Annotated in this window: 21 protein-coding genes; 12 read left to right on the forward strand and 9 right to left on the reverse strand. The window is 70.7% G+C overall.

Features of this window, described 5'->3' with window-relative positions; genetic code table 11:
- Nucleotides 1-1,497, forward strand: a complete 1,497-nt coding sequence (locus ACFUCU_RS13605; protein ID WP_377973085.1) for a threonine/serine exporter ThrE family protein — start codon at nt 1-3, stop codon at nt 1,495-1,497.
- Nucleotides 1,498-1,543: 46 nt separating this feature from the next.
- Here the strand turns inward: ACFUCU_RS13605 and ACFUCU_RS13610 are convergent, their stop codons facing one another.
- Together ACFUCU_RS13610 and ACFUCU_RS13615 are read right to left on the reverse strand one after the other, a co-directional pair.
- Nucleotides 1,544-2,386: a siderophore-interacting protein gene (locus ACFUCU_RS13610; RefSeq protein WP_377973086.1), complete on the reverse strand. Its 843-nt coding sequence runs from the start codon at nt 2,384-2,386 to the stop codon at nt 1,544-1,546.
- Between the two features lie 96 nt (nt 2,387-2,482).
- A complete protein-coding gene (locus tag ACFUCU_RS13615; protein ID WP_377973177.1) occupies nt 2,483-3,229 on the reverse strand; it encodes a uracil-DNA glycosylase in 747 nt (248 codons plus the stop codon).
- A 301-nt stretch (nt 3,230-3,530) separates the two neighbouring features.
- On the opposite strand from ACFUCU_RS13615, the gene ACFUCU_RS13620 reads away from it, so the two are divergent.
- The 6 genes from ACFUCU_RS13620 (at nt 3,531) to ACFUCU_RS13645 (ending at nt 9,375) form a co-directional block, all read left to right on the forward strand.
- Complete coding sequence (locus ACFUCU_RS13620; RefSeq protein ID WP_290258800.1) at nt 3,531-3,776, forward strand: DUF3263 domain-containing protein; 246 nt, start codon at nt 3,531-3,533, stop codon at nt 3,774-3,776.
- A 102-nt stretch (nt 3,777-3,878) separates the two neighbouring features.
- Nucleotides 3,879-4,517 (forward strand): LytR C-terminal domain-containing protein, encoded by a 639-nt coding sequence (locus ACFUCU_RS13625; protein WP_377973087.1) that lies wholly within the window; start codon nt 3,879-3,881, stop codon nt 4,515-4,517.
- Nucleotides 4,518-4,683: 166 nt separating this feature from the next.
- Nucleotides 4,684-4,887 (forward strand): cold-shock protein, encoded by a 204-nt coding sequence (locus ACFUCU_RS13630; RefSeq protein WP_290258717.1) that lies wholly within the window; start codon nt 4,684-4,686, stop codon nt 4,885-4,887.
- A gap of 110 nt (nt 4,888-4,997) precedes the next feature.
- A complete protein-coding gene (locus tag ACFUCU_RS13635) occupies nt 4,998-6,239 on the forward strand; it encodes an ABC transporter substrate-binding protein (RefSeq protein WP_377973178.1) in 1,242 nt (413 codons plus the stop codon).
- A gap of 286 nt (nt 6,240-6,525) precedes the next feature.
- Nucleotides 6,526-8,163 (forward strand): chaperonin GroEL, encoded by a 1,638-nt coding sequence (gene groL, locus ACFUCU_RS13640; RefSeq protein WP_290258716.1) that lies wholly within the window; start codon nt 6,526-6,528, stop codon nt 8,161-8,163.
- Nucleotides 8,164-8,325: 162 nt separating this feature from the next.
- Nucleotides 8,326-9,375, forward strand: coding sequence for an RNase H family protein (locus tag ACFUCU_RS13645; RefSeq protein WP_377973088.1), 1,050 nt, complete (start codon nt 8,326-8,328; stop codon nt 9,373-9,375).
- A gap of 3 nt (nt 9,376-9,378) precedes the next feature.
- Here ACFUCU_RS13645 and ACFUCU_RS13650 read toward each other — a convergent pair whose 3' ends face one another.
- The 3 genes from ACFUCU_RS13650 to ACFUCU_RS13660 form a co-directional block, all read right to left on the reverse strand.
- The gene (locus tag ACFUCU_RS13650; RefSeq protein WP_377973089.1) at nt 9,379-9,666 is read right to left on the reverse strand and encodes a WXG100 family type VII secretion target; all 288 of its coding nucleotides are present in this window, start codon (nt 9,664-9,666) and stop codon (nt 9,379-9,381) included.
- Nucleotides 9,667-9,829: 163 nt separating this feature from the next.
- Nucleotides 9,830-11,413, reverse strand: coding sequence for an ATP-binding protein (locus tag ACFUCU_RS13655; protein ID WP_377973090.1), 1,584 nt, complete (start codon nt 11,411-11,413; stop codon nt 9,830-9,832).
- Between the two features lie 2 nt (nt 11,414-11,415).
- The gene (locus tag ACFUCU_RS13660; RefSeq protein ID WP_290258711.1) at nt 11,416-12,126 is read right to left on the reverse strand and encodes a response regulator transcription factor; all 711 of its coding nucleotides are present in this window, start codon (nt 12,124-12,126) and stop codon (nt 11,416-11,418) included.
- Nucleotides 12,127-12,310: 184 nt separating this feature from the next.
- Here ACFUCU_RS13660 and ACFUCU_RS13665 point away from each other — a divergent pair, with 184 nt between their 5' ends.
- The gene (locus tag ACFUCU_RS13665) at nt 12,311-12,577 is read left to right on the forward strand and encodes a hypothetical protein (RefSeq protein ID WP_290258710.1); all 267 of its coding nucleotides are present in this window, start codon (nt 12,311-12,313) and stop codon (nt 12,575-12,577) included.
- A gap of 1 nt (nt 12,578) precedes the next feature.
- The gene (locus tag ACFUCU_RS13670) at nt 12,579-13,454 is read left to right on the forward strand and encodes an FHA domain-containing protein (RefSeq protein ID WP_377973091.1); all 876 of its coding nucleotides are present in this window, start codon (nt 12,579-12,581) and stop codon (nt 13,452-13,454) included.
- 114 nt (nt 13,455-13,568) lie between these two features.
- Here ACFUCU_RS13670 and ACFUCU_RS13675 read toward each other — a convergent pair whose 3' ends face one another.
- From ACFUCU_RS13675 to ACFUCU_RS13685, 3 genes are read right to left on the reverse strand one after another with little or no spacing between them, the layout of a single operon-like run.
- Nucleotides 13,569-15,215 (reverse strand): DNA repair helicase XPB, encoded by a 1,647-nt coding sequence (locus ACFUCU_RS13675; protein WP_377973092.1) that lies wholly within the window; start codon nt 15,213-15,215, stop codon nt 13,569-13,571.
- Entirely contained in the window at nt 15,212-17,722 is a 2,511-nt protein-coding gene (locus tag ACFUCU_RS13680) for a helicase-associated domain-containing protein (RefSeq protein ID WP_377973093.1), read from the reverse strand. Before ACFUCU_RS13680 ends, ACFUCU_RS13675 begins: the two co-directional genes overlap by 4 nt.
- 9 nt (nt 17,723-17,731) lie before the next feature.
- Entirely contained in the window at nt 17,732-17,965 is a 234-nt protein-coding gene (locus ACFUCU_RS13685; protein ID WP_377973094.1) for a hypothetical protein, read from the reverse strand.
- Nucleotides 17,966-18,142: 177 nt separating this feature from the next.
- Between ACFUCU_RS13685 and ACFUCU_RS13690 the strand changes: the two genes are divergently transcribed.
- The 3 genes from ACFUCU_RS13690 to ACFUCU_RS13700 are packed head-to-tail and all read left to right on the forward strand — an operon-like array spanning nt 18,143 to nt 20,588.
- Nucleotides 18,143-18,526 (forward strand): cold-shock protein, encoded by a 384-nt coding sequence (locus tag ACFUCU_RS13690; RefSeq protein ID WP_290258705.1) that lies wholly within the window; start codon nt 18,143-18,145, stop codon nt 18,524-18,526.
- A gap of 10 nt (nt 18,527-18,536) precedes the next feature.
- Nucleotides 18,537-19,214, forward strand: a complete 678-nt coding sequence (locus ACFUCU_RS13695) for a DUF3027 domain-containing protein (RefSeq protein ID WP_377973095.1) — start codon at nt 18,537-18,539, stop codon at nt 19,212-19,214.
- Nucleotides 19,215-19,256: 42 nt separating this feature from the next.
- Nucleotides 19,257-20,588 carry an MFS transporter gene (locus tag ACFUCU_RS13700; RefSeq protein ID WP_290258703.1) on the forward strand — a complete coding sequence of 444 codons (1,332 nt, stop codon included), beginning with the start codon at nt 19,257-19,259 and terminating at the stop codon, nt 20,586-20,588.
- A 25-nt stretch (nt 20,589-20,613) separates the two neighbouring features.
- On the opposite strand, the gene serC is transcribed toward ACFUCU_RS13700, so the two are convergent.
- Nucleotides 20,614-21,744 (reverse strand): phosphoserine transaminase, encoded by a 1,131-nt coding sequence (gene serC, locus ACFUCU_RS13705; protein WP_377973096.1) that lies wholly within the window; start codon nt 21,742-21,744, stop codon nt 20,614-20,616.
- Between the last annotated feature and the right edge of the window lie 56 nt (nt 21,745-21,800).

The raw sequence follows: 21,800 nt of genomic DNA on the forward strand, positions 1-21,800 counted from the left end.
ATGAACAAGACCCCCGAGGGCCGCCGCGGACCGCAGACGGACGGCCTGCCCCGCACCGAACCGATGTCGGCCATGCAGGTGCGGCAGAACGCCGCCGCCCGGCGCATGCTCCGCCGCCTGGTCCAGGGGGAGAACCCGCCGACGGCACCGCTGAGCATCGTGGACCGGCTCGCCGGCAGCCCCTACGCGAACCCGATGATCCAGGTCGGCGGCGTGGACGCGTCCGCCCGGAAAACCATTGACTTCGCGCTCAAGCTCGCGGAATCGATGTTCCGGTACGGCGCCGGCGCCCTCGAGGTGGAGACCAGCATCATTGCGGTGACCGCCGCCCTGGGGCTGAAGAACATCGAGGTGGATATCACCAACCAGTCGGTGGCGATCAACTACGCCCCGAAGGACCAGACGCCGCTCTCGCTGCTGCGCGTGGTCCGGTCCTGGACCAACAACTACGCCGGCCTCGCCGAGGTGCACCAGCTGGTGACCGACATCGTCGCCGGCGGGGTGGGTCGCGAGGAGGCCGCCCGGCGCCTCGAGGAGATCACTCACAGCGCCAAACCGTTCCCGCGTTGGATGGTCACCGTGGCCTTCGGCGTCTTCTCCGCCGTCTTCGTGGCGGTACTCGGCGGCGGCATAGCGGCGTCCGGGATCGCGTTCCTGTCCAACCTCCTGGTCAGCCTCCTGGCCCGGCAGCTCGGCCGCTGGCGTACCCCGGACTTCTTCATCACCGCCTCCTGTTCCTTCGTGGTGACCGTCATCGCGCTGCTGCTCTGGCGGTTCGGGAGCCCGGTGGGTATCACCATCGCCCCGGCGATCGTGGTGGTGGGCGGCATCCTGCTGCTGCTGCCCACGGGACGCCTCGTGTCCTCGGTGCAGGATGCCATCAACGGCTTCCCCGTTACCGCCGCCGGCCGGTTCCTCTCTACCATGCTGACCTTCGGCGCCTTGGTTTCGGGGATCGCCGTCGGCTTCGTGGTGGGGGCGATGACGGGCATGCAGTCCATCGACGTGACCGAAACATTCCCGCCTAGGTATCCGCTCTGGGTGCTGGTGCCGCTGGTGGCGATCGCCGTCGTCGCAATCGGCGTGACGGAGCAGACCTCCGCGAAGCTGCTGCTGCCGACGGCGGCGGTCGGCGTCGTCGGCCACCTCGTGCTGATCGGCGGCACGGAACTGGGCATCGGGCCGCGCTTCGCCCCGGCCCTCGCCGCCGTCGTCATAGGCCTGCTGGCCCGGGTGGTGGCCCTGAGGATGGGCGCCCCGCAGCTGGTGGTGGCCGTGCCCGCGGCGCTGATCCTGCTGCCCGGCCTGACCATATTCCGTTCCATGTATGTTTTGACCATCGAGGAGCAGGAAATCCTCATGGGCGCCGGCGGGATGCTCAACGCCGGGGCGATCGTGCTGGGCGTCGCTGCGGGCATCGTCCTCGGCGACACCCTGGCCCGGCCGCTGACCCGCAGCCTGGCCAGCAACGAACGGCGCCGGGCCCGCCGCCGCTAGTCCGTCCCCGCCCGGCGGCAGCGGCCGTCAGCGGGCTGCCGGGCACTCAGATCTTGCCGATGGGGAGTTTCTTCTCGGCTTGGAAGTCGTCCTCCACCCGGCCGCGGGCCCAGTAACCGGAGAGGGAGACCTGCCCGCGTTCCAGCCCCCGCTGGGTGAAGAACACCTCCCGCAGGGCCTTCATGGCACCCCGCTCACCATGCGCGAAGACCGAGGGGCGTCCCTCCGGCCAGTCGGCGGACCCGACGGCGTCGGCCAGGCGGCGCTCGTCGTCGGCCCCCGTGTTGTTTCCGCGGAAAAGCCAGCGCAGTTCGACGCCGGCGGGGGCGGCCAGGGCCAGGACGTCCGCCGCGGAGCCCACCTCCAGGAAGGCCAGACCGCGGGCATCGCGGGGGAGAACCGCCAAGGCCGCGCCGATGGCGGGCAGCGCCGATTCGTCCCCGGCGAAGAGGTGCCAGTCCGCCTCCGGATCCGGGTTGTAGCCGCCGCCCGGGCCGGTGAAGATCAGGGCGTCCCCCTCCTGCGCGGACGCGGCCCAGGGCCCGGCGAGCCCCTCATCCCCGTGGATCACGAAGTCGATGGCCAGCTCCTGCGCCGCCTCGTCCACCCAGCGGACCGTGTAGGTGCGGGTGTAGGGCCACTGCTCCCGGGGATGCGTCTCACGGACGGCCCACAGATCCAGCGGCTGGGGGTAGTCCACGCCGGGCTGCGGGAAAGCGATCTTCACGTAGCGGTCCACGTACGCGTTGTTGCGGTAGTCCGCGAAGCCGGGGCCGCCGGCGATGATCCGAACCATGTGCGGTGAAAGCTGCTCGCGCCGCAGCACCGTCAGGGTGGTCTGGGGCCGGGAGTTCCGGTTGGCGGAGGTGGCGGCGGGTACAGAAGTCATGCGGCTAAGCCTAGCCAACCAGGCCGCGCCAGGGGCGCGGGACCGCCGTCCCCGGACAGACGGGACAGAGGGGCGGCGCCGGGGTCCAGGGGAGCCTTAGGGCAGCGGGGGCAGTTCCCAGTCGACGGGTTCCGCGCCCTGGGCGGCCAGCAGCTCGTTGGCCCGGCTGAACGGACGGGATCCGAAGAAGCCCCGGGCGGCCGAGAGCGGGCTGGGGTGCGGGCTGCTGACGACGGCGGTCCCGCCGAGCAGCGGCCGGACGGACTCCGCGTCCTTGCCCCACAGGATGGTGACCAGCGGGACCGGCCCGCCCTGGGCGTCCGTGCGGTCCGCCACGGCGCGGATGGCGGCGGCCGTGACCTCTTCCCAGCCCTTGTTCCGGTGCGATCCCGCGGCGCCGGCGCGCACGCTGAGCGCCCGGTTCAGCAGGAGCACTCCCTGCCCCGTCCAGCGGCTCAGGTCGCCGTGAATCCGCGGCGGCAGGCCCAGGTCGGAGTGGAGCTCCTTGTAGATGTTGGCCAGGCTGCGGGGGAGGGGACGGGTGTGGCCCTCGACGGCGAAGGACAGCCCGATCGGGTGCCCGGGCGTGGGGTAGGGGTCCTGGCCCACGATCAGCACTTTGACGGCGGCGAGCGGCTGCTGGAAAGCCCGGAGCAGCCGGTCCGGAGCCGGCAGGACCTGGCGGCCGGCCGCAACCTCGTCGGCGACGAACTTCAGGGCCCGGCGCAGCTGCGGCTCCACGGGTTCCAGGGCGGCCACCCAGTCCGGGGCCACCAGCTCGCCCAGCGGCCGCTGGACCAGCGCGGCGAAACCGCCGTCGCCGTCGTCGGAGCCCTGGGGCACCCCGACGGTCGGGCCGGATACGGCATCCAGGGGAAACAGCGCTTCGGTCTGCGGGAATTCGCTCACCCCTTCATTCTGGCAGGCGCGAGCGGTGGCGTTTCGGGCCGGCGATCCGGGCAGACCTCCGGCGCGGCACGGCGCCGACCGAATGACAGGGCTGTTATTCGCCCGTAGCATTGGGGAGGAATCCACAACAGCGAGCAGGGAGTGAGCCGTGGCCGAAGCAGTGCCGGAGAACGCGACGGCGGACGAGGTTCCGGTCGACGCAGGCCACAGGGAAGCCGGACCGGACGAGTCCGGGCTGAGCAGCCGCGACAAGGAAATGCTGGCCCTCGAACGGCAGTGGTGGAAGTACGCCGGGGCCAAGGAACAGGCCGTCCGGGAGCTCTTCGACCTGTCCGCCACGCACTACTACCAGATCCTCAACGCCCTCATCGACACCGAGGCCGCGCTGGCCCATGACCCGATGCTGGTGAAGCGATTGCGTAGACTACGTACGTCACGACAACGGGCCCGCACGGCCCGGCGCCTGGGTTCGGACGCCTGAACCCGCCGGGTACGCCCCGGGCAGAACGCGGCGCCGGAGTCCCGGAATCTGCACCGGTTCCGGCCGCGGACCACTAGAAATCAGCAAGGACAGCGCTTCACCATGACCAGATACCCACGGGATGAATTCGACCGGGTCCCGGAGACCTCCACGCGCCAAGGGGTTCACCGCACCGTCGCGGCCGCCAGGTCCCGCGGACTGGCGCCCATCCTGTCGGTAGGAGCGTTCGCCCTGGCCGTCGGCCTGGTTGCCTTCCTGCTGCTGCCCCGGCTGGGCTTCGGTCCCGCCGGCGGAACGGCGATGGCCGCGGATAAGAGCAGCGCCACGGCCGCCGCGTCCGCCACCGCGCAGCCCACCGCAACCCCGACCGCGCAGCCGACAACGTCGCCCACCAGCGACCCGGGCAGCACGGTGGCTGCCGCCTCCTCCGGCACCACCCCGGCCCCGACGGCAACCGCGGCCGCCGTCGACAAGACGCAGCCGGTGGCGGTCTACAACGGCACGACGACGGCGGGCCTCGCCGGCCGCGTCGGCAGCACGGTCACCTCCGACGGGTGGGTCTTGGGCCCGCTCGGCAACTGGACCGGCCCGCGGCAGCAGACCTCCGTGGTCTACTACAACGGCGCCGCGCAGAAGGCCAATGCCCAGGAACTCGCCGCCCTGCTGGGAATCGCCACCCTGGTCGATTCGGCCGATTTCAAGATGCCCCTGGTCGTCGTCCTGGGCCCCGGCTACCGCTGACCCGGTTGCTGGCCGGGCCGGTTACGCCTGCATAACGTTCCGGCCGACCCCGTGACGCGCGGACCGGCGCGCCCGGGACCGGCGGGTACAGTGGCCGGAGTTCATGACCGCTCCGCGGCGCACAGCGAGGTGCGCCGCGGCCAAGCTAGCTGAAAGTGTGGAAACGATGGCTCTGGGCACCGTCAAGTGGTTCAACGCGGAGAAGGGCTACGGCTTCATCACCGTGGACGGCTCGGGCATCGACGTCTTCGTCCACTGGTCAGCCATCGCAGGCGAGGGCTACCGTGCGCTGGCCGAGGGCCAGCGGGTGGAACTTGAGGTCGGCGAAGGCGAAAAGGGCCCCCAGGCCGAGAGCGTCAGGCCCGCCTAGTGGCCCGTCCTGACTCAACGCCAACCGTCGCGGCTCAGACCACCGTTGGCCGACCCACTGCCAGCCGACCCACTGCCGGCCGTCGCACGGCCGGCGGCGCCGCCGTCGTCCTGTCCGCCCTTCTTGCCTCCGCCCTGGCCCTCACCGGGTGCTCCGGCGCCACCGGCAACGCCCGGACGGACGCCGCCGAAGCCAGCGGGGACGGAACCCTGCGGATCGGTGTGCTGCTGGACAACACCGGGGACCAGAGCTTCCTCAACGCCCCGCAACTGGCCGCGGTGAAACTCGCCGTCAAGGAGATCAACGCCGCCGGCGGCCACAAGGGCAAGCCCGTGGAACTGCTCCCCGAAACCATCAGTGCGGACACCGCCGCCCAGGCCAAGGCCCTCGTGGCGGCCAGGGCCGACGTCGTCATCGGCCCCACGGATTCCAGCCGCGCCGCCGCCGCGATCGACGTGCTCTCCAAAGCCAAAATCGCCATGATCTCCCCGGCGAACGCCGCACCGGGACTCAGCAGCTACCGGAGCGGAGGCTACTACTTCCGAACCGCCGCCGCCGACGTCGCCCAGGCCTCCATCCTGGTCAAGCTCGCTAAGGACGGCGGCGCCAAGACGCTCGCCGTCCTGCACGAGGCCGGAAGCTACGGCAAGGAGGTCTCCGTGGCGGTCTCCGCCGCGGCGAAGTCCGCTGGCCTCGGCACGCCCATCGACGCCGAATTCCCGGCCGGCCAGGCACAGCAGGCGGCGACCGCGGCCAAGGCCGCCGCGCCCGACGCCGTAGTCCTCATCGCCCGGCAGGGTGCGCAGGGCGCCATCGCCGAACTCAACAACGCCGGACTCGCGGGGAAAAAGCTGGTGCTCTCCGACGGCGCGGTGGGCCAGTACGGCCAGAGCCTGGGCTCCCACGCCCTGGACGGTGCCCGCGGAGTGCTCCCCGGCACGTTCCCCAGCGCGCAGTTCCAGGCGGGCCTGGTCGGCATCGATCCCGGGCTCAAGGACATGACCTTCGCCGCGGAGGCCTACGACGCCGTCAACCTCGCCGCCATCGCCGCCGCCGCGGCGCAGGACGACGCCGGTACCTCCATCGCCTCCCGGCTCATCGCCGTCTCCGGCGGGAACGCCGCGGGCGCGCAGGGCTCCGCCGGCGGAGAGGCCGCCGACTGCCACACGTACAAGGAGTGCCTCGACGCCCTCCACGCAGGCAAGCGCCCCAACTACGAGGGCCAGTCCGGGCCCGTGAACTTCGACAGCAACGGGGACGTGACCGCCGCGGCCTACATGGTTTACACCTACGGGCCGGACAACACGGCGAAGATGACCGGCAGCGAAACGGCCCGCAGCGGCGGGTCCTGATCGCCCTCGGCGAAGCGTCCCGCGGGGACAGGCCCCGGAGCGCGAAGCCTTCTTGCACTCTCCCCGGGGGAGTGCTAATTATGGAGTTAGCACTCCCGCTCATCGACTGCTAACGCCGGGCCCCGGTCCGGGTACAGCATCGGTGCCGCGGGAGCAAAGGAAACACCTGGCTGGGTGAGATCCCGGTTCGGCGGCATACAGAGGCTGCCGGGCAGGTATCGTCCGTCGCGGGCACCGACGCCAAGGTTCATTCTTTAACGACTGTCCCGAAAGGACTACTGCCGTTATGGCCAAGATCATTGCATTTGATGAAGAGGCACGCCGCGGTCTTGAGCGGGGTCTGAACATCCTCGCCGACGCCGTCAAGGTCACCCTCGGCCCGCGTGGACGCAACGTCGTCCTCGAGAAGAAGTGGGGCGCCCCCACGATCACCAACGATGGTGTTTCCATCGCCAAGGAGATCGAGCTGGACGACCCGTACGAGAAGATCGGCGCCGAGCTGGTCAAGGAAGTTGCCAAGAAGACGGACGACGTCGCCGGCGACGGTACCACCACCGCCACCGTGCTGGCCCAGGCCCTGGTCAAGGAAGGCCTGCGCAACGTCGCGGCCGGCGCTGACCCGCTGTCCCTCAAGCGCGGCATCGAGAAGGCTGTCGACGCCGTCACGGCCGAGCTCCTGGCCTCCGCCAAGGAAATCGAGACCAAGGAAGAGATCGCCGCCACCGCGTCCATCTCCGCCGGCGACAACGAGATCGGTGCCCTCATTGCCGAGGCCCTGGACAAGGTCGGCAAGGAAGGCGTCATCACGGTCGAGGAGTCCAACACCTTCGGCCTCGAGCTGGAGCTCACCGAAGGCATGCGCTTCGACAAGGGCTACATCTCCGCCTACTTCGTCACCGACGCCGAGCGCCAGGAAACGGTCCTCGAGGACCCGTACATCCTGATCGTCAACTCGAAGATCTCCAACGTCAAGGAACTGGTTGCTGTCCTCGAGAAGGTCATGCAGTCCAACAAGCCGCTGCTGATCATCGCCGAAGACATCGAGGGCGAGGCCCTGGCCACCCTGATCGTCAACAAGATCCGCGGCACCTTCAAGTCCGTCGCCGTCAAGGCTCCGGGCTTCGGCGACCGCCGCAAGGCCCAGCTGGCCGACATCGCCATCCTCACCGGTGGCCAGGTCATCTCCGAGGAAGTCGGCCTCAAGCTTGAGACCGCCGGCCTGGAGCTGCTCGGCAAGGCCCGCAAGGTTGTTGTCACCAAGGACGAGACCACCATCGTCGAAGGTGCCGGCGACGCCGACCAGATCGCCGGCCGCGTGTCCCAGATCCGCGCCGAGATCGAGAACTCCGACTCCGACTACGACCGCGAGAAGCTGCAGGAGCGCCTGGCCAAGCTGGCCGGCGGCGTTGCAGTTATCAAGGCCGGTGCCGCAACCGAGGTCGAGCTCAAGGAACGCAAGCACCGCATCGAGGACGCCGTCCGCAACGCGAAGGCTGCCGTTGAAGAGGGCATCGTCGCCGGCGGTGGCGTGGCCCTGATCCAGGCCGGCGCCAAGGCGTTCGCCAACCTGCAGCTCTCGGGCGACGAGGCTACCGGTGCGAACATCGTCCGCGTTGCCATCGACGCTCCGCTGAAGCAGATCGCCTTCAACGCCGGCCTCGAGCCGGGCGTGGTGGTGGACAAGGTCCGCGGCCTCGCCGCCGGCCACGGCCTGAATGCCGCCACCGGCGAATACGTCGACCTGCTGGCTGCCGGCATCAACGACCCGGTGAAGGTCACCCGCTCTGCCCTGCAGAACGCGGCCTCCATCGCCGGCCTGTTCCTCACCACCGAGGCCGTCGTGGCCGACAAGCCGGAGAAGAACGCTCCGGCCATGGGCGGCGGCGACGACATGGGCGGCATGGGCGGTATGGGCGGCTTCTAGCCACCCGGCCACCCGGCCCACCCCCGGCCGGCAGTCCGCTGCCGGCCCCGATACAACGACGACGGCGGTCCCACCTTGCGGTGGGGCCGCCGCCGGCGTTTAAGCCGCCCGCGCCGGGGGTGAGGGAGAAGTTGAGGTGGGCATATCTGGCAGGATAGTGCAGTGACGATTACAGCTGCGGCCGACGGTTCGGCCCTTGGAAACCCCGGCCCGGCCGGATGGGCCTGGTACGTGAATGACAACTGCTGGCACGCCGGCGGCTGGCCGCACGGCACCAACAACCAGGGCGAGCTGATGGCCGTGCTGGACCTCTTCCGCTCCACGGCCCACCTCGCCGACGAGGAGCTGCACATCCTCTGCGACAGCCAGTACGTCATCAACTCGGTCACCAAGTGGATGCCGGGCTGGAAGCGGAAGGGCTGGAAGAAGTCCGACGGCAAACCTGTGCTCAATGTGGACCTCCTGAAGGACATTGACCGGGCCCTGGTCGGCCGCAAATACCGGTTCGAGTGGGTCCGCGGCCACGCCGGCCACGAACTAAACGAGGCCGCGGATGACCGTGCCCGCGGCGCCGCCATGGCCTACCAGCAGGGTGTCGCCGTCCGGCAAGGCCCCGGCTTCGTCCGGCCCGGCACCCCGGCGGCCCCGCAAACAACCGCCCCGGCGACCGCCCAGGCCCCGGCAACTGGCTCCGGCCGCCCAACCACGCCGCCCCCGGCGACGGCTGCTCCGGCCGCCGCAGCCGCCGCTCCGGCCGCCGCGACACCCGTGGCCTTTGACGAGCCCACCCTCTTCGGCGGCCCGGACGGGTACGCGGAACCGGACCTGTTCAGTGAGCTGGCGGACCAGACCGCGGCCGCAGCGACGGCGCAGGAGCCGGAGCAGATCGTGGAGGCCCTGGAGCGGGAACTGCTGCAGCCGGAGACCAGGGCTGACCTGGGCCGGACCGGGGTGTTGCTGCACCCGGAGTTCACCGAGATCGGAAGCTCCGGGCGGCTCTGGACCCGCGACGAGGTGATGATGGCGCTGGAGGAAAACCCCGGCCCGCACGCGGCCCTGGAGACGCTGGCGGCGGAGCGCATCGGCCCGGACACTGTCCTGCTCACCTACCGCAGCCGGACCCGCGCCGGAACGGTGCTGCGCAGCTCGCTCTGGGTCCTCGACGGACACCAGTGGCGGCTGCGGTTCCACCAGGGCACCGCCGAGGCCTGATCCCTAGCCGAAGCGCTGCGCGTTGCTCAGCTCGGTCTGGTCGTAGGTCGCGGCCGCCGAACTGAGGGCGTGGTTGATCGAGGCGAGGGAGGCCTCCACCTTCCCCTGCGTCAGGGACCACTCGACGACCAGCGCCTGGAAGTTGGTGGCGGCGGCGCCGCGCCAGCTGGACTGAAGCTCCTCCAGCCCGCGTTTCATCGCCTGGACGTCGGCGCTGATCCGGTCGACCGTGGCCTGGACGGTGGCGGACTTGAGCTGCAACAGCTCGGTATCGACGGAAAGAATGCTCACGGTGCGGCCTTTCGAGGGGCAGGCAGCCGGGCGCCGGACCGGTAGGGGGGCCACAGGGAGGGCCGTGCGGCGGGCTCCCGGCTGCCTGCGGTGGAGGGTCCGGGCTTTCCGGACTCCTCGAGCCTACGAAGGCGCCGCCGTCGGCTTCCACGCCGCAAAGTCGCTATGTGGATAACCCGGTTCCCTGGCTGCCGCCCGGGGCGCGGTCCGCACCACCGGTTGCAGCAACCTCGTCGGCAGGCCCGTCAGCCGGTACGGCCCGGTCGGCGCCGCCGCCGGACGCCGGGAGGGTCTCCGCCGTCCCGGGCTCCTCCGACGGCGCTTCGTCCAGGTACGGCAGGCTGACCACCAGGGTGGCGCCGCCGCCGTCGGTCGGTTGGACCCGGACGCTGCCGGAGTGGGAGGCGACGATGGCCGCGACGATCGCCAGCCCCAGCCCGCTGCCGCCGGTCTCCCGGGTCCGGGAGGTATCGGCGCGGTAGAACCGCTCGAAGATCCTGGCGGCCTCCTCCTCGGAGACGCCGGGGCCGTGGTCACGCACCTCGATCACCGAGCGGCGCCCGCCGTCGGCCTCGGTCCGCACGCCCACGGCCAGTTCGATCGGGCTGCCCTCCGGCGTGTAGCGCAGGGCGTTACCCACCAGGTTGCTGATCACCTGCCGCAGCTTGGCCTCGTCGCCGAGCACCGGCGCCGGGGAAGCGGAGCCGCCGTCAAGCCCGCGCAGCGAGACCACCCGGCTGCGGTCGGCAACCTGGGTGTCCACCACGGCGTCATGGCCCAGCAGGAGCAGGTCAATGGGTTTCTGCTGCAGCGGCCGTTGCTCGTCGATCCGGGCCAAGAGCAGGAGGTCCTCCACCATGGCGCCCATCCGAATGGCCTCGCTCTCGATCCGTCCCATCGCGGTGGCCACGTCCCCGGGGGTGGCCAGGGCGCCGTGCCGGTACAGCTCGGAGAACCCACGGATAGTCACCAGCGGGGTGCGCAGCTCGTGGGAGGCGTCGGCGGCGAAGCGGCGCATCTTGGCCTCGGAGGCCATTCGCGCGGCAAACGCGGTTTCGATGTGGGCCAGCATGGCATTGAGGGAGCGGCTAAGCCGGCCCACCTCGGTGTCCGGATTCTCCACGTCCACGCGCCGGGACAGGTCCCCGGCGGCGATCGCGGCCGCGGTCTTCTCCACGCGGGACAGAGGACGGAAGGACCGGCCGACGGTCCACGTGGCAATGAAGAAGGCCAGCACCAGCGTCAGCAGTCCGACGCCGACCACCACCAGGGTGGCGTGCTCCATGACGGAGTCCACCGGGTAAAGCGGTAGGCCGATGACGACGACGGCGTTGCGCCGGTTGACGTCCAGGACGTTGACCGCCACCACCCGCCAGTTCCGGCCGTCGGTGCCGCGGACCTGGAACGGCGCCTGGTCGCGGCTGCGGGCCTCCTCCGGGCTGATGCTGCCGATGGCCGGCCGGGGACCCTTGCCGCCCAGGATCACCGATGGCTGTCCAGGGGTGAAAAGCAACAGCGAGTAGTCGGTGGGGACGTTGGGCCCCTGATCCTGCAACTGCTCGAAGGACTGTTGCTGGCGGGCAGTTTCGACGGCGACCTTGAGCCGGTCATCGACCTGGCCCTGCAGGTAGCTGTGCAGCAGGGCCAGCGTTCCCGCGCCGGTGGCGGTCAGCGCCACCAGCATCAAAGCCATCATGATGGCCACCAGCTGCGAACGCAGCGAGGCCGCCTTCCACCGGCGCAGCAAGGTCAGCGCTTCTCGGCCGTCCGGAGCACGTAGCCGACGCCGCGCTTGGTCTGGATCAGGGCGGCGGCACCGGGGTCGGTGTCCACCTTGCGCCGCAGGTACGAGATGTAGGACTCCACGATCGAGGCGTCGCCATTGAAGTCGTACTCCCAGACGTGGTCAAGGATCTGGGCCTTGGAGAGCACCCGGTTGGGGTTGAGCATCAGGTAGCGGAGCAGCTTGAACTCGGTGGGGGAGAGCTCGATCACCGTGCCGCCGCGGCGCACCTCGTGGGCGTCGTCGTCGAGCTCCAGGTCATCGACGCGGATGACGGCGTCGTCGTCCTGCAACGGCTGGGTGCGGCGCAGCACCGCGCGGATCCGGGCCACGACCTCGTCGAGGCTGAACGGTTTGGTGACGTAGTCGTCGCCGCCGACGGTGAGCCCGGTGACCTTATCCTCGGTGTCGTCCTTGGCGGTCAGGAACAGCACGGGGAAGTGCTTCCCGGCGGCGCGCAGGCGCCGTGTGACGGTGAACCCGTCCATGTCCGGGAGCATGACGTCCAGGACGGCCAGGTCGGGGGAGTGCTGGTCGGCGGCTGCCAGGGCATCGCGCCCGGTGCCGGCCGAGACAACCTCGAAGCCTGCGAAGCGCAGCGAGGTGGACAGCAGCTCGCGGATGTTCGGTTCATCATCGACGACGAGCAGCTTGGCTTCGGGACCGTTCTTTTTCATGATTCCCATCTTGCTCCCAGACTCTGTGAGTTTTCTGGACGAATCGTGTGTGTTGCGTGATCATCTCCGGGTGCCCTTCCGGAGAGAACCTTGGCGAAGCCATTCCCGTGCGGCGGGTCCCGGATTAGAGTTGGCTAACGGCCCGGTTCCAGCCGGGAGCGTCACTCTACGACTGGAGTAAACGATGTCTGAAGCGACAATTCCACAGTCCGGCGGGGCGGACTCAGCGGCCAACCGTTCCATCCGGGACTGGGCGGATCTTGCAGAGGAAATGTGGTCCTACCTGACGGGCAAGGGCGCCGCGATCAACTACGAGTTCGTCGACATGACCGTGGAGGTTCCGCGTGACATCGGTCCGGATGCGCCGCGGGCCACGTGGAAGCTCAACGGCAGCCTTCGCGTCACAACCAGCGACCGCGATGCGGCGGGGTCCGACAAGAACAGACGCTGACATGGGACCCAGGTTCAGGGTCGACGCCGACCTGGAGTTCTCCGTGACGGAACCCTCCGGTGGGGCTACGTCCGGCACGGTGCAGGCGGCCGGCACCGAGGTGAAGGTGACGCTGGGCAGCCTCGATGCGTCGCTGGGTCAGCGGATGCCGTCCCTGCAGCAGTTGCGCCCGCTGGCTAAGACCTTGGCCGAGCAGGGACTCACCGTAGTGATCGAGGGACCGCAGGGTCTCATCGCATCCCTGGGGTCGGTCCGGACGGGCCGGGCCCAGCGGCTGCTGACCCGGTCCCCGCATATCCGGCTCGGCAACGTGCGCACCGTGGCCCCGCTGGCCCGGCGCGGCGGGCGGACCAAGGACGCCGGGATGTCCCTGCTCCCGCCGGAAACCCCGCTGCCGCTGCTGCCCACGGTCAAGCGGCGGATCGTGCGCAAGGTGACCACGACGCACCACACCAGGGGCAGCGGGCGTCCCCGGCTGATCTTCGTCCAGGACTCGGCCACGTGGGACGGCCAGGTGCCGCGCGAGTTCAATCTCTCCGGGGAACGGATGAGCATCGGCAGCGGGCCGGACGCCGACCTGCAGTTGGACGGCCTCGAACCAATCCATGCGGAGATCGTCCACAACGAACGGGACGAGTACGTCCTGGTCCGGCACGGGGTGGTCACCGGAAGCTTCGGCCCCGCGGACAACTCCATCCTCCGCACCGGCGCCCGGCTGCAGATGGGTCCGTGGTGCCTGGCCTACTTCCGGGAGGAGTTCGCCGACCACGGACGCCCCTTCGGTGGGCGCAGCGGCGGGGAGTTCGCCTACCAGAAGCCGCAGCTCGATCCGCGGACTGGGTTGATGGAGCAGGACGGCTCCTCCGGCGTCACGTAGGCGGCGAGGCAGGGAATGAGAATGGCGGCCCGGGCCCGTCCGCTGCGGCGGGGGGGCCGGGCCGCTCCGTGTCCGGGCAGTGGTGCGGCTAGCGCGACAGGGGAGCGGCGGGGCCTAGTCCCCGGCGCCGACGTCCTTGGCGTCCATGATCCGGTAGGCGTAGCCCTGCTCGGCCAGGAACCGCTGGCGCTTCGCGGCGAAGTCCTGGTCCAGGGTGTCCCGGGCCACCAGGGAGTAGAAGCGGGCGGCGCGGCCGTCCTGCTTGGGCCGCAGCAGCCGGCCCAGCCGCTGCGCCTCCTCCTGCCGGGACCCGAAGGATCCGGAGACCTGGATGGCCACGGACGCCTCCGGCAGGTCGATGGAGAAGTTGGCCACCTTGGACACCACCAGGGTGCGGACCTCGCCGGCGCGGAAGGCATCGAAGAGGCGCTGGCGTTCCTTGACGGAGGTGTCGCCCTTGATCACCGGGGCTTTGAGACGCCCGCCGATCTCGTCCAGCTGGTCGATGTACTGGCCGATCACCAGCAGCTGCTCGCCCTTGTGCTCAGCAACCAGCCGCTCCACGATCCCGGTCTTGGTCTCGGACGTGGCACAGAGCCGGTACTTGTCGGCGTCGTCGGCCATGGCGTACGCCACCCGCTCGTCCCGCGGCAGGTCCACCCGGACCTCAACACAGTCCGCCGGTGCGATGTAGCCCTGCGCCTCGATGTCCTTCCACGGGGCGTCGTAGCGCTTGGGGCCGATCAGGCTGAAGACCTCGCCCTCGCGGCCGTCCTCGCGGACCAGGGTGGCCGTGAGCCCCAGCCGGCGCCGGGCCTGCAGGTCCGCGGTCATCCGGAAGATCGGCGCCGGCAGCAGGTGGACCTCGTCATAGATGATCAGGCCCCAATCGTTGCCGTCGACCAGTTCCAGGTGCGGGTAGAGGCCGCCGCGCTTGGTGGTGAGCACCTGGTAGGTGGCGATGGTCACCGGCCGGACCTCCTTGATGGAGCCGGAGTACTCACCGATCTCCTCCTCGGTCAGGGAGGTGCGCTTGAGCAGCTCGTCCTTCCACTGCCGGGCCGAGACGGTGTTGGTGACCAGGATGAGCGTGGTGGTGGAACTGGTGGCCATCGCCGCCGCGCCCACCAAGGTCTTGCCGGCGCCGCAGGGGAGCACGACCACGCCGCTGCCGCCGGCCCAGAAGTTCTCCGTCGCCAGCTGCTGGTAGGGCCGCAGCTTCCAGCCGGTCTCGTCCAGCATGATCGGGTGCGGGGTCCCGTCCACGTAGCCCGCCAGGTCCTCGGCGGGCCAGCCGAGCTTCAGCAACAGTTGCTTGAGCTGACCGCGCTGGGAGGAATGGACCACCACGGTGTCCGCGTCAATCCGCGGGCCGAGCAGCGGCGCGATCTTCTTCGCGCGGCTGATCTCCTCGAGCACCGGGTAGTCGGAGGTGCGCATGACCAGGCCGTGCTGGGGGTCCTTCTCCAGCCGCAGCCGGCCGTACCGCGACATGGTCTCCTCGATGTCGATCAGGAGGGCATGGGGCACCGGAAAACGGGAGTACTTCAGCAGCGTGTCCAGCACCTTTTCGGCATCCAGGCCCGCGGCCCGCGCGTTCCAAAGGCCCAGCGGCGTCAGGCGGTAGCTGTGCACGTGCTCGGGGGCGCGTTCGAGCTCGGCGAAGGCGGCGATGGCGTGGCGCGCCTCGGTGGCCAGCTCGTGGTCAACCTCCAGCAGGATGGTCTTGTCGCTCTGGACGATCAGCGGTCCGTCATTCACGGGAGCAGTTCCTCGGTGGCCTCGACATCAATGATCCGGTGGACGGACAGGACCCGTTCGGTCTCCCTCGCGGGGTCGAACACACGGACCCGTCCGCCACTCACAGCAAGCGGAACAACGCGCTCGCGGGTGGCATTCCCGAGGCCGTCGACCACGTTCATCATCACCGCCTGCTTCAACCGGATCGCCCGGTGCAGGGTCTCCAGCCCCAGCTGGGTGCTCGCCTCGGCGGCCGTCCCCGCGGCACCGGGACCGCCCGGACCGTGGGCGGAGCCGGGTCCCGCGCCGCCGGCCGGGTGCCCGCCGCGGAGCGCCGCGAGCTGGGCGTCGACGTCGGCGTCCTCGGGGGCCGAGCGGGGCGCCGTGTAGACGGGGCGGGCGCTGCCGGGCGCGGCGGCGCTGCGCCGCAGCCGGACGACGGCGGACGCGGCGTCATCGAGGGAGGGTGTCATGCCCAGTCCGCGCATCACCTGGGCCGCGTCCCGGGGAGCGGCCGTGGAGACCAGGACCGTCGGGGCGAGGCGGACCAGGCCCAGTCCCGCGGCGGTGGGGGCGTTGAGCAGTTCCAGGAGCGCCGTCTCGTCCTCGCTCTGGATGAAACTGGACGCCGGGCCCACCCGCAGCCGCGCGTGGCGGGACGCGGTGTCCTCGATCAGGTACTCCAGCGGCTGCGGCACCGCGGTGGCCGAGTGCGTCCGGAGGAATTCCAGCAGGCCCGCGGCGTCTTGGCCGGCGTCGAGGGCGCGCCGGATGGAGCCGACCGAGAACCGGTAGATGGTCGCCGGGCCCTGGCCCTCGGCGTCGGCCATGGCGAGCAGCTTCTCGCTCAGCTCCGGGTCCAGGTAGCCGGGTGCGACGGCGGTCAGGTCGGCCTGAAGCAGCACGTGGTTCACGGCCGCCGGAAGGTGTTCGCCGAGGATGCCGAGCGCCGTCTCCGGATGGTCCAAGGCGATCTCGGCGCCGATCTGGCTCAGCGCCCCGGAACCGACCAGGCCCAGCATCTCCGCTTCCGCCAGCACGCCGCGGATCAGCGAGCTGAAGCGGCGGGCCATGCGCGGCTGCGACCAGTCGGCACGTTCCAGCACGGCCGCGGCGTCCAGTACCGGTGCCTGGCCGTCCGCGGCACCGGCCTCAATGGTGAGCTCCTGCAGGATCTCCAGGATCCGCTTGCGCACCACTGGAGCGTCCGGCCGATGGGCCTCGGCGGAGAGCGCGTTGATGGTGCCGGCGGCCCCCGCGGCACGGCCCGCCGGGGCAGACGCGCCGCCGGCCGGCTGGCCCACCAGGGAGGGGACGCGTTCGCTGCAGAGCCAGGCGTTGACCAGCCACAGCCATTGCTCCTGCCGCGGCAGGGTCAGCCATTCCAGCTGCCCGGGCTGGACCCAGGCCGAGCTGTCCACGTCGAGCCGCAGCAGCCCGGCCAGGGCGCACAGTTCCACCAGCACCCCGGCTTCCGGCAGCCCGATCCGCAGCGTGTCCGCGAGCCGCTTCATTTCCCGGACGCCAACGCCGCCGCTGCGGAGCGTGACAAGCGGCTGGGCCTGGACGGCGTGCAGCAGTTCGCCGGCCAGCCGGAGGGTCTCGGCGATCGCGCCGAGCGCCGCGTTCCGGCGCAGCGCGGCGCTGGTCAGGCCCAGGTTCGGCACCGGCGGGGCAAGGGCGAAGTGGTCGATCACGTACCCGCCGCGCAGGGCCAGCCCCACGCTGTGCGGCAGTTCCACGTGCGCGGCGTCCAGCGGGACCAGCAGGCCGCGGGCCAGCAACCAGTCGACCGGCCCGGCGTCGGCAGTCTCGGTCAGCACGGACACGCGGCGCTGCGCCTGCGGGACCGCGCCCATGGCCCAGTTCCCGAACCGGTCCAGCAGCGCGGCGGTCCGGTCCGGGGCGCGGGAGAGCAGGGCCTGCAGCGCCTCGGGCGAGCCGGTCCAGTGCTGCAGGGCGAGGGCGGCGTCCATCGGGGTGTCCGCCGGCGCGATGCCCGCCCCGGACTGGTGCAGCTCGGCCACCAGCTGGACCACCCGCTGCGCGAACGCCGGCTGCAGGCGCACGAGCTCGGTGTAGCTGCGGCCCAGGCCCGCCGGATAGATGCCGATGACATCCTTCAGGCTGCCGACCGGCAGGTAGTGGCGTTGCCGTGCCGCCGGGGCCCCGGTGCCGTGCGGCGGGTCGGCCCGGTGCACGAGGGCCAGATCCTGGAGCGAGGCCAGCAGCCGCTCCAGTGCCGCCACGGTGGAGCCCTTGATCAGCCGCTTGAGGGTTGCCGCCGAGGCGCTGTGGCCGGTGTCGGCGTTGGTGCACAGGTGCAGCGCCTCCAGTACCTGCATCTGCGGCCGGTTCAGCCGTTCCAGGGCGCGTTGGACGCTGACGCGGCCGCTGGCCCGGGCGGCCAGAGCGGCGAAGTCGGGGACGGCGGGGATCATCAGGTCCGGCCGCGCGGCGAAAAGGGCGCGCAACGACTCGTCGCTGCGCGCCTGCAGGTCCTCGCCGAGCGCGCGGATCTGGGACATGGGTCTCCGTCAGCCCCTGCCGAGGCCGCGGGCACGGCGGCGGGCGATGACGGCGTCGAGCACCAGGAGGGCCATCAGCAAGAACGCGGCCGGCAGGCCGTACAGCGCGGCCGAGGTCAGCCAGACCGGCGCCACGGCGTTGCCGGCGGCCAGGGCGATCACCGCGCCGAAGGCGGCCAGGGAAAGGACGGCGGCGGCGGCGGCGAGGATCAGCAGGGAGCGCCGGAGACGCTGTGGAGTCATGACAGCAACGCTAACAGTCCGCCTGCATCCGCGCCTCAAGCGCTCAAATCTGCCCGGGCACGATAACCTTGAAGGAACAGACCAACACGGTCGGGGCGGTCATACCCTGAACCCGCACATCGGTGCGGATGCGGTGACCGCCGGCCGCGTCCCAGCAGAACGAAGAAGGTTGATTACGTGCCTACCGGCAAGGTCAAGTGGTATGACAAGGAAAAAGGCTTCGGATTCCTCGCGGGCGAGGACGGCCAGGAGGTCTTCTTGCCCAAGTCCGCATTGCCCGAGGGCGTCGTTGAGCTGAAGGCCGGAACCCGGGTTGAGTTCGGCGTGGCCGACGGCCGCAAGGGCGCCCAGGCCCTGGGCCTGCGGGTGCTGGACAAGACGCCGTCGATCGCCAAGGCGAAGCGGCCCAGCGCCAAGGACCTCGCGCCCCTGGTCCAGGACCTGGTGACGGTGCTGGACAACCTCTCCGGCACCCTGTCCGCCGGCAAGTACCCCGAGGGCAACAAGGCGAAGGCTATTGCCGCCGCCCTGCGCAAGGTTGCCGACGAGCTGGACGCGTAGGGTCCGGCCGATGACTGCGGAACCTGAAGAGACCGGCTCCCCGGTGCCCGACGCCGGACGGAAGCCGGCGTCCAAGGCGTCCGCCGCCGGAGCGAAGGGCACCAAGTCGGCGGCCAAACCGCGCTACGGCGTGCCCGTGTGGCGGGTGGGCAAGCCCGACGCCTTCCTGGCCGCGTCCGTAGACGTAGCCCGTGCCGCGGTGGAGGGCATCGCCGAGCCCGGGCAGGTCGGCCGCCACCTGGCCGCCAAGAGCGAGGGTGACCGCCTGGTGACCCACCTGTTCGAGTCCAAGCTTCCCGGCTACGGCGGCTGGCAGTGGTACGCCGTGCTGACCCGCAACTCCCGCTCCAAGGTGGTGACGGTGGACGAGCTGGGGCTGCTGCCCTCGGAGGACTCCATCCTGGCCCCCGAGTGGGTGCCGTGGGCCGAACGCGTCCGGCCCGAGGACGCCCAGCCCGACGACGGTCACGAGGACGCCGGGGCTGAGCACCGGGAAGAGTCCGACGCCGAGGCGGACAACGCCGGCAGCCCCGACGCCGCCCGGGACGACGCCGTGCAGGACGCCCCCCAGGACGAGTCGGGCCAGGACGATGCTCCCGCGGAGTCCGGGACCGGCGCGACGGACGAGCCCGCGGACGAACCCGACGAACGCGCAGCGGACGCCCGGTCCGCCGGCGGGACCGACTAGCGGTTTGGCGGCGTTCAGGGCGGAGCAGCGGGAGGACCTTCCATGAGGTCCACCTTCAAATCGCTGCACATCCTGAACTACCGCATCTGGTTCCTCGGGGCCCTGGTCTCGAACATCGGCACCTGGATGCAGCGGACCGCCCAGGACTGGCTGGTCTTCGACCACCTGAGCCACCAGGACGCCGGCGCCATGGGCATCACCATGGCCCTGCAGCTGGGACCCCAGCTGTTCCTGGCCCCGGTCGCCGGACTGGTGGCCGACCGCTTCAACCGCAAGACCCTCCTGAACCTCACCCAGTCGTCCATGGCGCTGCTGAGCGCCCTGCTGGGCGCGCTGGTGCTCTCCGGGGCGGCGCAGCTCTGGCACGTGTACATCTTTGCCCTGCTTTTGGGCGTCGTCTCGGCCGTCGACGCCCCGGTCCGCCAGACCTTCGTCTCGGAGCTGGTCAAGGACGACTACCTGCCCAACGCCGTCGCCCTCAACAGCGCCTCCTTCAACGTCGCCCGGATGATCGGGCCCGCGGTCGCCGGTGTCCTGACCGTCGCGATCGGCCCCGGCTGGGTGTTCCTGGTCAACACCCTGACCTTCGTGGCGCTGCTGGCCAGCCTCGCCCGGATCCCGACGGCGTCGCTGCGGAAACTCCCCAAGGCGCGCGGCGGCAAGGGCCGGATCCGGGAGGGCCTGCGCTACGTGCGGCACCGGCCGGACATTGTGGTGGTCCTCGTGGCGGTCTTCATCGTCGGTACCCTGGGCCTGAACTTCGTGCTCTTCATCGCCGCGATGGTGGGCACCGAGTTCGGCCTCGACGCCGGCGCCTTCGGGCTGATGAACTCGATCATGGCCATCGGCTCGGTTGCCGGGGCCCTGCTCTCGGCCGGCCGCGGCCGCCCGCGGATGCGGATGATCTTCGGGGCCGCCGGGGTCTTCGGCATCACCTCCGGGCTGGCCGCTCTGGCCCCGAACTACTTCTGGTACGGCGTGGCGCTGGTGCCGGTGGGGCTGTGCGCCATCACCATGATGACCAGCGCCAACGGCTATGTGCAGACCACCACGGACCCGGCCATGCGCGGCCGGGTGATGGCCCTGTACATGGCGATCTTCATGGGCGGAACACCCATCGGGGCACCGTTCGTGGGCTGGGTGGCAAACGTCGCCGGCCCGCGCTGGTCCATGGGCGTCGCCGCCGCCGCCGGCGTGGGTGCGGCCCTGATCGGGATGGTCTGGATCATCCGGGCACGCCACCTGCGGATCGCCTTCAACCGGCGGGCCCGCGGCCTGCGCTTCTTCCGGCTGGTGCCCGGCGGGGCGATCGGCACGGCAGACGACGACGGCGTCGTCCGGGCGGTAAACCCCGACGACGCCGCCAGCCGCTAGGCCGCCCAGGAGGGCGGCCGCGGGCCTACTTCGCCAGCTCTGCCACGACGTAGTCGATGCACTCCAGCAGGGCCGACACATCGTCCGGCTCGATCGCGACGAAGGTCGCGATCCGCAGCTGGTTGCGGCCCAGCTTCCGGTACGGCTCGGTGTCGACGATCCCGTTGGCGCGCAGCACCTTGGCGATCGCGGCCGCGTCGACCGACTCGTCGAAGTCGATCGTGGCGATCACGTTGGAGCGGTCGGCCGGGTCCGCGACGAACGGGGTGGCAACGCTGGACGCCTCGGCCCAGCGGTAGATCCGTCCGGCGGAGTCGGCGGTGCGTGCCGCGGCGAAGTTCAGGCCTCCGCTGGCGTTGAGCCAGCGCACCTGCGCGTCCAGGGTCACGAGGGTCGCCAGCGCGGGGGTGTTATAGGTCTGGTTCAGCCGCGAGTTGTCGATGGCGGTCTGCAGGTCCAGGAAGTCCGGGATCCAGCGGCCGGACGCCTTGACCCGTGCGGCCCGCTCCAGGGCCGCGGGGGAGAACAGGCCAAGCCACAGGCCGCCGTCGGAGGCGAAGTTCTTCTGCGGCGCGAAGTAGTAGACGTCGGACTCGGCGACGTCGACATCCAGGCCGCCGGCGGCGGAGGTCGCGTCGACCAGGACCAGCGAGCCCTCGTCCGCGCCGGCCACCCGCCGGACCGGGGCGGCCACGCCGGTGGAGGTCTCATTCTGCGGCCAGGCGTAGACGTCCACGCCGGCCTCCGCACGCGCCTCGGGCCGGGTGCCCGGCTCGGCCTTGATGATCGAGGACTCGGCCAGGAAGGGCGCCTTGTTCGTGGCGGCGGCGAACTTGGAGCCGAACTCGCCGAAGGAGAGATGCTGGGCCTTGTTCTCCACGAGCCCGAAGCTGGCGATATCCCAGAACGCCGTCGAGCCGCCCACGCCCAGGACCACCTCGTAGCCCTCGGGGGCGCGGAAGAAGTCGCTCAGGCCGGAACGGACCGAGCCCACCAGGTTCTTGACCGGGGCCTGACGGTGCGAGGTGCCGAGCAGGGTGGCCGAGGCCGACGCCAGGGCCTCCATCTGTTCCGGGCGCACCTTCGAGGGCCCGGCGCCAAACCGGCCGTCCTTGGGAAGAAGGTTCGCGGGGATGGTGATGCTGGTGTCGCTCACAATGGCTCCAATGGTCGGCTGGGTGCGAGAGGTGGCTGGTCGGCCGGTAAGGACCG

The sequence above is a fragment of the Arthrobacter sp. NPDC057259 genome (genome assembly GCF_042668995.1).
In the GTDB taxonomy this organism is placed as follows: domain Bacteria; phylum Actinomycetota; class Actinomycetes; order Actinomycetales; family Micrococcaceae; genus Arthrobacter.